Origin of the sequence: Streptomyces sp. NPDC058955 (assembly GCF_042741435.1) — a bacterium.
Taxonomy (GTDB): Bacteria; Actinomycetota; Actinomycetes; order Streptomycetales; family Streptomycetaceae; genus Streptomyces.
The window spans coordinates 19,398-30,327 of record NZ_JBHYKM010000073.1 but is presented as its reverse complement, the minus strand read 5'-3'; the positions used below and the strand labels follow the sequence as shown (position 1 = coordinate 30,327).

The 10,930-nt window shown below is 72.5% G+C and carries 12 protein-coding genes; 9 read left to right on the top strand and 3 right to left on the bottom strand.

All coding sequences use genetic code 11. The features are described 5' to 3' along the window. Positions 1–280: 280 nt before the first annotated feature. Both ACFW1I_RS24995 and ACFW1I_RS24990 read right to left on the bottom strand, forming a co-directional pair. Positions 281–1,225, bottom strand: coding sequence for a M56 family metallopeptidase (locus tag ACFW1I_RS24995; protein ID WP_384673820.1), 945 nt, complete (start codon positions 1,223–1,225; stop codon positions 281–283). Positions 1,226–1,336: 111 nt separating this feature from the next. Continuing rightward, complete coding sequence (locus ACFW1I_RS24990) at positions 1,337–1,924, bottom strand: DUF5134 domain-containing protein (protein ID WP_384673817.1); 588 nt, start codon at positions 1,922–1,924, stop codon at positions 1,337–1,339. Between the two features lie 170 nt (positions 1,925–2,094). On the opposite strand from ACFW1I_RS24990, the gene ACFW1I_RS24985 reads away from it, so the two are divergent. The 5 genes from ACFW1I_RS24985 to ACFW1I_RS24965 all read left to right on the top strand — a co-directional run bounded on the left by ACFW1I_RS24985 (position 2,095) and on the right by ACFW1I_RS24965 (position 6,765). After that, the gene (locus tag ACFW1I_RS24985) at positions 2,095–2,667 is read left to right on the top strand and encodes a GNAT family N-acetyltransferase (protein WP_384673815.1); all 573 of its coding nucleotides are present in this window, start codon (positions 2,095–2,097) and stop codon (positions 2,665–2,667) included. Positions 2,668–2,823: 156 nt separating this feature from the next. Next, positions 2,824–4,224: a DUF6421 family protein gene (locus ACFW1I_RS24980; RefSeq protein ID WP_384673812.1), complete on the top strand. Its 1,401-nt coding sequence runs from the start codon at positions 2,824–2,826 to the stop codon at positions 4,222–4,224. Positions 4,225–4,256: 32 nt separating this feature from the next. Next, positions 4,257–5,015: an SDR family NAD(P)-dependent oxidoreductase gene (locus ACFW1I_RS24975; RefSeq protein ID WP_384673810.1), complete on the top strand. Its 759-nt coding sequence runs from the start codon at positions 4,257–4,259 to the stop codon at positions 5,013–5,015. Further along, complete coding sequence (locus ACFW1I_RS24970) at positions 4,994–6,094, top strand: threonine aldolase family protein (RefSeq protein ID WP_384673807.1); 1,101 nt, start codon at positions 4,994–4,996, stop codon at positions 6,092–6,094. The genes ACFW1I_RS24975 and ACFW1I_RS24970 overlap by 22 nt, the downstream gene beginning before the upstream one ends. A 68-nt stretch (positions 6,095–6,162) precedes the next feature. After that, positions 6,163–6,765 carry a transglutaminase family protein gene (locus tag ACFW1I_RS24965; protein ID WP_384673804.1) on the top strand — a complete coding sequence of 201 codons (603 nt, stop codon included), beginning with the start codon at positions 6,163–6,165 and terminating at the stop codon, positions 6,763–6,765. Between the two features lie 70 nt (positions 6,766–6,835). On the opposite strand, the gene ACFW1I_RS24960 is transcribed toward ACFW1I_RS24965, so the two are convergent. Then, entirely contained in the window at positions 6,836–7,561 is a 726-nt protein-coding gene (locus tag ACFW1I_RS24960) for a lysophospholipid acyltransferase family protein (protein ID WP_384673802.1), read from the bottom strand. 226 nt (positions 7,562–7,787) lie between these two features. Here ACFW1I_RS24960 and ACFW1I_RS24955 point away from each other — a divergent pair, with 226 nt between their 5' ends. The 4 genes from ACFW1I_RS24955 (at position 7,788) to ACFW1I_RS24940 (ending at position 10,863) form a co-directional block, all read left to right on the top strand. Beyond that, positions 7,788–8,138 (top strand): TlpA family protein disulfide reductase, encoded by a 351-nt coding sequence (locus ACFW1I_RS24955; RefSeq protein WP_384673799.1) that lies wholly within the window; start codon positions 7,788–7,790, stop codon positions 8,136–8,138. Between the two features lie 197 nt (positions 8,139–8,335). Then, positions 8,336–8,860, top strand: coding sequence for a flavin reductase family protein (locus tag ACFW1I_RS24950; protein WP_384673796.1), 525 nt, complete (start codon positions 8,336–8,338; stop codon positions 8,858–8,860). Between the two features lie 198 nt (positions 8,861–9,058). Then, positions 9,059–9,844: an electron transfer flavoprotein subunit beta/FixA family protein gene (locus ACFW1I_RS24945; protein WP_384673793.1), complete on the top strand. Its 786-nt coding sequence runs from the start codon at positions 9,059–9,061 to the stop codon at positions 9,842–9,844. Positions 9,845–9,900: 56 nt separating this feature from the next. Continuing rightward, complete coding sequence (locus ACFW1I_RS24940) at positions 9,901–10,863, top strand: electron transfer flavoprotein subunit alpha/FixB family protein (protein WP_384673790.1); 963 nt, start codon at positions 9,901–9,903, stop codon at positions 10,861–10,863. Positions 10,864–10,930 lie beyond the last annotated feature (67 nt).

Below are 10,930 nucleotides of genomic sequence, written 5' to 3'. Positions count from 1 at the left end.
GCGCCGCGCCTCCCCGCCCTCCCCCCCCGTTCCGAGACCCGCGGGGTGTGGCGGGGGGGGGGGGGGGGCGGGGGCGGGGGGGGGGGGGGGGCCGCCCCTCGACCGCGCGGTCGAAGGAGAGCAGCGGGGACCAGCCGGCCACCACGAGCACGAGCAGCAGCAGGGCGAGGCCCCCGGAGACCACGGCGGAATTGCGCATTCCACGATCCTGCCGGACCGGTCGCCGCGAACCGCCCCGCGCAACACCGGGACGCGCGCGGGCCGTCGTGGGGGTCACGTCCTAGCCCAGCGCGGCCAGGCCCGGATAGAAGGCGACGAGCAGCGGGACGACCGGGACCAGCGCGGCGGTCGCCGTGAGGCCCAGGCGCCGGGTCGCGGGCAGTCTCGGCGCGGCGGTGAGCAGCCGGTCGACCCGCTGGGGGAGTCCGGCGAGCGGGCCGGTGCCGGGCGCGGCGCCGAACACCCCCCGCTCCTCGTTCAGTTCCACCAGCGCGAGCGCGATGGTGAGCCGGCCGAAGCGCCGCGAGGCCACGTCGTCGGCGGCCAGCTCGACCAGCCGGTGCATCTCCTCGCGGAAGGCGGTGAAGACCGGGACGCCGGGGAAGCCGGCGGCCAGCGCGCCGGAGCAGTGCAGCAGCCAGTCGTGCCGGGCCCGGGCGTGGCCCTGCTCGTGGGCGAGGAGCGCGTCGAGCTGGCGGCCCTTCAGCCGGCGCAGGGCGGCGGTGGTGACGACCAGCCGGGGGGTGGTCCCGGGCAGCCACCAGGCGTCGGGGCGCTCGCCCTCCAGGACGACCAGCCGTCCGGCGGCCTCCTCCTCGCCGGGCAACTGCGGGGCGCGGACCAGCAGGTCGGCCCGGCGCTGCCGGCGGCGGGCGCGGGCCAGCCCGATCTCCCGCCCGAGCATGGCGCCCGACCACAGCCCGCCGGCCGCCAGGACCACGGCGATCACCGCCGACCAGGGGCCGCCGCCGGTGGAGAGCTCGTACGCGTCGACCACCGCGCGCGGCGCGGGCGCGAACACCTGCCCGCGCACCTCCTGCCAGGCGGCGGCCGCGCTGAACGTCATCGACAGCGCGAAGCTGACCAGCACCGCGGCCACCACGCACTGCCACACCCAGAGCGCCACGACCGGTTCCCGCTCCACCCAGTCGGCCCGGGCCAGCAGCCGGGGAGCGGTGAGAGCGGTCAGGACGCCGAGCAGCAGCAGTGCGAGGGAGACCGACATGGCGTCAGCCTATGAGCGGGGTGCTCCCCGGGGGTATGGCCTCACCGGCCAAGTGACGCACGCCACGGTTTCGGCCCGCGCCGGCCCGAACGCCCGCGCGGGGAACGGGACTCAGAGCGTGGACAGCATCGCCAGCATGGCGAGCCCCATCGAGAGCCGGCACACCACGGTGAGCTCCGGCCGGGTCGCCCACGCGTCGGCCCCCGCGGCCCCCGCCGCGCCGGCCGGACGCGGGTGCGGCGCGACCGGGACGAGCCGGGCGCCGGTGCGGAGCACGTACACCCCGTAGTAGAGGAGCAGCCCGCCGGTGAGCAGGGGTATGCCGCCCACCGCGCCCGCGCCGTGCGCCCCGTGCACCCCCTGTGCCGCGCCGGCCGCCGGGGCCATCGCGAAGGCCATGTAGAGCATGGCGAGGGAGCCGACCGCGTGGTGCAGCCGGTGGGCGTCGCGGCGGGCCGCGAACAGGTCGCCCAGCGCCACCGCGCCGAACAGCGCCGCGTACACCGCCCAGCTCCAGGACGGCGGGCCGACGACCGCCGCGGGCAGCGCCATCGCGGCCATCCCGAAGCCCATCACCGCCTCGGCGCGGGCGGCCCGGCGCTCCTCGCCGGCGCACGCCCGCATCCGCAGCAGACAGTAGGCCCCGCTGGCCGCGCAGAGCGCGACGAGCAGCCAGCCGGACAGGGCCGGTCCGTGCACGGCACACCTCCCCCTCGACTCGTACCCCACCGGGGAGGCTGCCCGCGACGGCGAGCGCGCACGCGGGCGCACGGGCGCGCACAGGCGTACGAAAGGGAGTGCGGTGGCGCGCGTTAGGCTCGGAACGATCGCGTACGCCGATCCACAGCGCCCGAGGGGAGCCCCGCACGATGGACACCGCCACGCCCGTTCCCGACACCGCCGAGAGCCAGGAGCCCGGCACCGTCACGTACCGGCAGGCGGTGCTGGACGACGTCGCCGTCGTGGTGCCGCTGGTCGAGTCGGCCTACCGGGGCGACGCGAGCCGGGCCGGCTGGACGACCGAGGCGGACCTGCTGGACGGGCAGCGGACCGACCCGGACGGCGTGGCCGCCGTGATCTCCGCCCCGGGCAGCGTGCTGCTGCTGGTGGAGCGGGACGGCGAGACCGTCGCCTGCTGCCAGCTGGAGCACCGCGGCGAGGCCGCCTACTTCGGCATGTTCGCGGTCCGGCCCGAGCTCCAGGGCGCCGGTCTCGGCAAGCGGATCATCGCGGAGGCCGAGCGGCGGGTCCGCGCGCTGTGGGACGTCCGCGAGATGCACATGACGGTGATCACCGCCCGGGAGGAGCTGATCGCCTGGTACGAGCGGCGCGGCTACCGGCGCACGGGCGAGACGAGCCCCTTCCCGTACGGCGACGAGCGCTTCGGCGTGCCCCGGCGCGAGGACCTCCGCTTCGAGCTCCTGGTGAAGCCCCTGGTCTGATCCTTCCGGCGGAAGCACGCGCTCACCCCCCGGTCGACAGGAAAAAATGCGGTAGGGAGGGTGTCGCACGGGAGAATTTCTCTTGGCCCTCTTGCGGGGACGCGTCCTGCGTGGATACGGTTCCTTTACGCAAGGTTCTCCTGTGGAGGAAGAGGCATGACGGAAATTCTTGTGCAGGACGTGACCGGTGGGGGGATAGCCACCGATGCCCGCGTGATCGACCACCCTGCCTGGCCGGAGCTCAAGAACGCCGTGGAGGAGATCCGGGTCTGGCAGAGCGCCGACGGGTCCGTGGACCTCGACGCCGAGGGCGCGCCCGCCCGTGCCCTCGTCGAGCTGGCCGTGGACCGCATGGTGGCCGCCGTCGAGCAGCTCTCCCCGCTCGTGCCGCACGACGCCGAGTACCACCGCGCGCTCGTCGCCGACCTGCGCAAGTGGTCCGAGGGCGGCTTCGGCGTGCCGGACTTCCTGGACTCGCTGATGGTCTTCCACCCGGCCGCCTCCCGCGCGGACGGGCTCCAGCACCTCGTGCTCTTCCCGATGTACACGCAGAACGGCAACCCGGACCGCAACTTCGAGGCCGTCGTGCTCCGCATGGTCTGGCCCGAGTGGCTCTCCGAGCTGGAGGCCACCCGCTACGACAACCCGGGCTTCTGCGGCATCACCTTCGAGGACTTCACCGCCGGGTACGACACCAACTCGGCCGTCCTCTTCCCGGAGACCGTCGCCGTCCGCGAGGTCCCCGAGCGCTTCACCTGGGGCGGCATCTTCTGCGACCGCGAGGCCGCGCGCTTCCGCAAGGTCACCGAGGCCGCCGTCGACACCCTGGGCCTGAGGCTGCCCGCGGACATCGCCGCCATGCTCGACGACCAGACCCGCTGCGAGCAGGCGTTCGTCCTCTGGGACCTGGTCCACGACCGCGCCCACAGCCGCGGCGACCTGCCCTTCGACCCCTTCATGATCAAGCAGCGCCAGCCGTTCTGGATGTACGGCCTGGAGGAGCTCCGCTGCGACCTCACCGCCTTCAAGGAGGCCGTGAAGCTGGAGGCCGAGGGGAACGAGCACGGCCGCGACGTGCAGTACGCGGTCCTCTTCGACCGGATGTTCCGCTTCCCGCTCACCGGCGACCGCAACCGCAACTACGACGGCCTGGGCGGCCAGCTCCTCTTCGCGTACCTCCACAAGAACGACGTGGTGCGCTGGACGGACAACGTCCTCACCATCGACTGGGAGCGCGCCCCCGAGGTCACCAACCGCCTCTGCGCCGACATCGAGACCCTCTACCGCGACGGCATCGACCGCCCGAAGCTCGTGCACTGGTTCAAGGCGTACGAGTTCGTCTCCGGCTACCTCGCCCCGCACCCGGGCTCCAAGTGGGCCAAGGGCCCCGACGCCCTGGACCTCTCCCTCCCGCCGCGCAAGCTCGTCGACGACGTGCTTCCCGACGAGTTTCCGCTCAGCATGTTCTTCGAGGCCCTTTCCAAGAAGATGAAGGGCGTGATCGCCGGCACCAAGGGGATCACCGCCGCGGACATGCCCGAGCGGGCCGCCGCGTGACCGACGGTACGGAGCACACGGAGGAGTCGCCCATGAACGCCAACGGAAACGGTGGACCCCTCGACGGGGCCGTCATCGCGGTGGCCGGCGCGGCCGGCCCCGCCGGCCGGGCGGCGCTGCTCCGCCTCGCCGGCGCCGGCGCGACCGTGGTCGCCGCCGACGCCGACCCGGCCCGGCTCGCCGAGGCGGTCGAGGCCGCCCGCGAGACCCAGGGCGCCAAGGTCGTCGGCGAGACCGTCGACCTCCTCGACCTCGACGCCACGCGCGCGTGGGTCGACAAGACGGAGAAGGAGTTCGGGCGCGTCGACGGGCTCGTCCACCTCGTGGGCGGCTGGCGCGGCAGCTCCTCCTTCACCGAGACCGACCTCAAGGACTGGGACTTCCTGGAGAAGCTCCTGATCCGCACGGTCCAGCACACCTCGCTCGCCTTCCACGACGCCCTGATCCGCAGCGGCGGCCGCGGCCGCTACGCCCTGGTCAGCCAGGTCGGCGCCCACAAGCCGCAGGCCAACAACGCCGCGTACAACGCCGGCAAGGCCGCCGCCGAGGCGTGGACGCTGGCCATGGCCGACTCCTTCCGCAAGCTGGGGGGCGAGGACGGCCCGCAGGCCGCGGCTACGATCCTGGTGATCAAGGCATTGGTGCACGACGCCATGCGCGCCGAACGCCCCAACGCGAAGTTCGCGGGCTTCACCGACGTGAAGGACCTGGCCGACGAGATCGCCGGTCTGTGGGACCGGCCCGCCCAGGAAGTGAATGGACAGCGCCTGTGGCTGACCCCCGCACCGTGACCGCCGCCCTCGGACACCGGACCGACGCCCGTCGTCACCACGACCCGTCGGTCCGGGGCTTCGCGAGCGACAACTACGCCGGCGTCCACCCCGAGGTGCTCGCCGCGATCGCCCTCGCCAACGACGGCCACCAGGTCGCCTACGGCGAGGACGAGTACACCGACCACCTCCAGCGGATCATCCACAGCCACTTCGGCCCGCTCGCCGAGGCGTTCCCGGTCTTCAACGGCACCGGAGCGAACGTGACCGCCCTCCAGGCGCTCACCGACCGCTGGGGCGCCGTGATCTGCGCCGAGTCCGCCCACATCAACGTGGACGAGGGCGGCGCGCCGGAGCGCATGGGCGGCCTCAAGCTGCTCACCGTGCCGACCCCGGACGGCAAGCTCACGCCCGAGCTGATCGACCGGCAGGCGTGGGGCTGGGAGGACGAGCACCGGGCGATGCCCCAGGTCGTCTCGATCACCCAGAACACCGAGCTGGGCACCGTCTACACCGTGGACGAGATCCGCGCCATCGTGGAGCACGCCCACTCCAAGGGCATGAAGGTGCACCTCGACGGCGCCCGGATAGCCAACGCGGCCGCCTCGCTCGACGTGCCGATGCGCGCCTTCACCAACGCGGTGGGCGTCGACGTCATCTCGTACGGCGGCACCAAGAACGGCATGCTCTTCGGCGAGGCCGTGATCGTCCTCAACCCGGACGCGGTCAGCCACATGAAGCACCTGCGCAAGCTGTCCATGCAGCTCGCGTCCAAGATGCGCTTCCTGTCGGTGCAGCTGGAGGCGCTGCTCGCCAAGGACCTGTGGCTGCGCAACGCCCGGCACGCCAACGCGATGGCCCGCCGCCTCGCGGACGGCGTGCGCGCCCTGGACGGGGTCGAGATCCTCTACCCGGTGCAGGCCAACGCGGTCTTCGCGCGGCTCCCGCACGAGGTCAGCCGCCGGCTCCAGAAGCGCTTCCGCTTCTACTTCTGGGACGAGCAGGCCGGCGACGTGCGCTGGATGTGCTCCTTCGACACCACGGAGGACGACGTCGACGCCTTCCTCCAGGCCCTGAAGGAAGAGCTGGCCCGCCAGTAGTTGAATAGGTATGCGGTCGAGTGGAAAGTCATTGACGCCACTCGGCCGCATACCTATGCTCGCGGATCATGGAGCTCATTCAGCAGAACCCGGACATCGGCGCCTACCTGGCCGTCGGTGAGGCCGTCGACCACGACCACCCGCTCGTCCGGGCCACCGCAGAGCGCATCGCCGCCGACCACCCCGACGCATACTCATACGCCGAAGCGGCCTATGTCTTCGTGCGCGACACCATCCCGCACTCCCAGGACTCCGGCGACCCGCGCGTCACCTGGCGCGCCTCCGACGTCCTGGAGCAGGGCACCGGCATCTGCTACGCCAAGTCGATCGCGTACGCCGCGCTCCTGCGGGCCCGGGGCCTCCCCGCCGCCCTCTGCTACCAGCGGCTCGCGGACGACGACGGCTCGAACCCGGTGATCCACGGCCTCGTCGCGGTGAAGCTGCCGGGCGAGCGGCGGTGGGCCCGCCAGGACGTGCGCGGAAACGTGCCGCCGGGAGTGGACGCCCAGTTCTCCGTGGGCGAGGAGCGGCTGGCCTGGACCGTACGACCGGAGTACGGCGAAGTGGACTACCCGGTCCTCCACGATGAGCCCCACCCGGTGGTCCTCCGGGTCCTGCGCGCCGCCCCCGACCGGCCGTACCTCTGGCGGACGCTCCCCACGGAGCTGTGAGTTCCGAAGAACCGAACGGCTCCCGGGGCCCGGATCACCGTCCGCGACCCCGAGTGACTTCGTCCGGGAGCTACTTCCCGGAGGCCTTCAGCTGCTCCGGGGTCGGCGCCGTGCCGCCCAGATGCGCCGGGATCCACCAGGTGTCCGCGGCGTCCTTCGGGCGCACCGGATAGGCGCGCTGCGCGGCCTCCAGGAGCTCCTGGACGCGCTCGCGCAGCCGCCGGGTGATCGCGCCAGCGTACTGGTCGGAGGGCGCCTCCATCGGCTCCCCGACCCGGATCGTCACCGGGATGTGCGCCCGCTTGAAGTTCCGCGGCCGGCCCTTCGTCCAGATCCGCTGCGTGCCCCACAGGGCCATCGGGATCAGCGGCACCCCGGCCTCCTGGGCGAGCCGGGCCGCACCCGACTTGAAGCTCTTCAGCGTGAAGGACTCCGAGATGGTCGCCTCGGGGAAGACGCCGACGATCTCGCCCGCCCGCAGCGCCGCCAGGGCGTGCTGGTACGCGTGCTCGCCCTGGGCGCGGTCCACCGGGATGTGCTTCATGGCCCGCATCAGCGGCCCGGAGACCTTGTGCCGGAAGACCGACTCCTTCGCCATGAAGCGCACCAGGCGCTTCTGGGGCAGCGCGGCCAGACCGTTGAAGATGAAGTCCAGGTAGCTGATGTGGTTGCTGACCAGGACGGCACCGCCGGTGCGCGGGATGTGCTCCGAACCCTGTGTGTCGATCTTGAGGTCGAGCGCCTTGAACATGGTGAGCGCGGCGCCGACCACCGGTCGGTACACGAGTTCTGCCATGGGAGAGGTACCCCTTCGTCTGTGCCTTTTGGGAGGGCTCTCCCGGCGAAGTTACGCGGCCGTAGGTTTTCGGCTTTGGGCAGATCGTGCCGCATGTGGGGCGCTGTGACCAGTCCAGGCGGCTTCGTACGGGGAGATTCTCGTCACTCGCGGTGGTCGTGACGGGAATCCGACGGTGCCGTGCGACGCTGCACCGAAGAGAAGGACGCGGAACGAGGGAACAGGGATGACGGCGGACACCACGGAACGGCTCGGGCCGGAACAGCTCGGCGGCGCGGAGTTCGGCGAGCGGGCCACCCTCGTCCAGTTCTCCAGCGCCTTCTGCCAGCCCTGCAGGGCCACCCGCCGCACCCTCGCCGAGGTCGCCGCCATGGTGCCGGGCGTCGCCCACGTGGAGATCGACGCCGAGGAGCACCTCGGCCTGGTCCGCGCGCTCGGCGTCACCCGTACGCCGACCGTCCTCGTCCTCGACGCGGCCGGCCGGATCGTCCGCCGGGCCGCCGGGCAGCCCCGCAGGGCCGACGTCATCGCCGCCCTCGGCCGCGCGCTCCCGGACCGGCCGGCCGCGGGTCCCTGACGCGGTGACACATCTCCCACATGCCGGTACGCACTTGACCGGGGCCGTCACTCCTCGTCACCCTGACGGAGTGACCGGTGAACTCCTTCTCCACGGCCGGGCCCATGTGGACCTGGGCCGTCATGCGAGCGCGCGCTGTCCGGGCTTCTGACGCCCCCGGACCCCGCTCCATGCCACCCCGCTCGAAGGACAACTCCATGACGGTTTCGCCCGAGCTCCGTACCGCTCCCACGATCGGCGCCCCCAGGTCCGCCTCGCCCGACCTGCTCCGCTCCGTCTTCCGCCGCCACGCCGCAGGCGTCGCGGTGATCACCGCCCACGGTGAGCACCCCGTCGGTTTCACCGCCACCTCGCTCAACTCCGTCGCCGCCGACCCGCCGCTGATCTCCTTCGGCGTGGGCACCGGCTCCTCCAGCTGGCCCGTGGTGGCCGACGCCGAGCACATCGGCGTGCACATACTCGGCGAGCACCAGGAGGAGCTTGCGGCCACCTTCGCGCGCAGCGGCGCCGACCGGTTCGCCGAGCCGACCCGCTGGAGCCGGGGCCCCGAGGGCGTGCCCGTGCTCGACGGCGTCCTGGCCTGGCTGGTGTGCCGGGTGGTGGCCCGGGTGCCCGCCGGGGACCACCGGATCGTGATAGCCGAGGCGGTCGCCGGCGACCCCGACGGCGCGGGCCGCCCGCTGCTCTACCACCACGGGCGCTTCAACGCGCTGCGCGACTGAGGGTTCCCGTGACGGCCCTCCCGCGAGGGTTGGCCAGATCACATGGCTGAGCGCTTGCTCAATGGTCACGAACTGGGTGTACTGACGAGTAATATCTGGTCGGGGCGTCCGGCGCCCCGACCGGAAACCCGCCCTTCAGGCGCCTATGCTGCGAGCAACAAGGCAGCCCAGTTATGACGATGCAGTAGGAGAGCCGGCGTGAGCTTGAGGATCGTTGTCTGTGTGAAGTACGTGCCGGACGCCACTGGCGACCGGAAGTTCGCCGACGACCTGACGGTCGACCGCGAGGACGTCGACGGTCTGCTGTCGGAGCTCGACGAGTACGCGGTCGAGCAGGCGCTGCAGATCGCCGAGGAGGCGGACGACGCCGAGGTCACCGTCCTCACCGTCGGCCCCGAGGACGCGCGCGACGCGCTGCGCAAGGCGCTGTCGATGGGCGCCGACAAGGCCGTCCACGTCGACGACGAGGACATCCACGGCTCCGACGTCATGGCCACCTCGCTGGTGCTCGCCAAGGCGATCGAGAAGACCGGCTACGACCTGGTCATCGCCGGCATGGCGTCCACCGACGGCACCATGGGTGTCCTCCCGGCGATCCTGGCCGAGCGCCTGGGCGTCCCGCAGGTCACCCTGCTCTCCGAGGTCAAGGTCGAGGACGGCAAGGTGACCGGCCGCCGTGACGGCGACACCGCCTCCGAGCAGCTGGAGGCGTCCCTCCCGGCCGTCGTCTCCGTGACGGACCAGTCGGGCGAGGCCCGCTACCCGTCCTTCAAGGGCATCATGGCCGCCAAGAAGAAGCCGGTCGAGGAGCTGGAGCTCGACGACCTGGACCTCGACGCGGACGAGGTCGGCCTGGCGGGTTCCTGGACCGCCGTGGACTCCGCCGACGAGCGTCCGGCGCGCACCGCGGGCACGATCGTCAAGGACGAGGGCGAGGGCGGCAAGCAGCTGGCCGAGTTCCTCGCGAGCCAGAAGTTCATCTAGGGCTCGCGCGAGCCGTACAGACTGCCCCCCTTTCGTTCGCAGGAGATTGAAGTCCCATGGCTGAGATTCTCGTCTACGTCGACCACGTCGACGGAGCCGTCCGCAAGCCCACCCTGGAGCTGCTGACCCTCGCCCGCCGCATCGGCGAGCCGGTCGCCGTCGCGCTGGGCAACGGCGCCGCCGACACCGCCGCCGTGCTCGCCGAGCACGGCGCCGTGAAGGTCCTCACCGCCGACGCCCCCGAGTTCGCCGAGTACCTCGTCGTCCCGAAGGTCGAGGCCCTCCAGGCCGCGTACGAGGCCGTCTCCCCGGCCGCCGTGCTCGTCCCCTCCTCCGCCGAGAACAAGGAGATCGCGGCCCGTCTCGCGGTCCGCATCGGCTCCGGCATCATCACCGACGCCGTGGACCTGGAGGCCGGTGCCGAGGGCCCGGTCGCGACGCAGTCGGCCTTCGCCGCCTCGTACACGACCAAGTCCCGCGTCTCCAAGGGCACCCCGGTCATCACGGTCAAGCCGAACTCGGCCCCGGTCGAGGCCGCCCCGGCCGCCGGCGCCGTCGAGGCGCTCGCCGTCTCCTTCTCGGAGAAGGCCCACGGCACCAAGATCACCTCCCGCACCGCCCGCGAGTCGACCGGTCGCCCGGAGCTGACCGAGGCCGCGATCGTGGTCTCCGGCGGCCGCGGCGTCAACGGCGCCGAGAACTTCGCGATCATCGAGGCCCTCGCCGACTCGCTCGGCGCGGCCGTCGGCGCCTCCCGCGCCGCGGTGGACGCCGGCTGGTACCCGCACTCCAACCAGGTCGGCCAGACCGGCAAGTCGGTCTCCCCGCAGCTGTACATCGCGGCGGGCATCTCCGGCGCGATCCAGCACCGCGCCGGCATGCAGACCTCGAAGACCATCGTCGCCATCAACAAGGACGCCGAGGCCCCGATCTTCGACCTCGTCGACTACGGCGTGGTGGGCGACCTGTTCGACGTCGTCCCGGTCCTGACCCAGGAGGTCCAGGCCCGCAAGGGCTGACGACCAGCGCTTCCGCAGGTCCCGGGGGGGGGGCGGGGGGGGTGTCCGGGGGGGCCCCCGCCGGGTT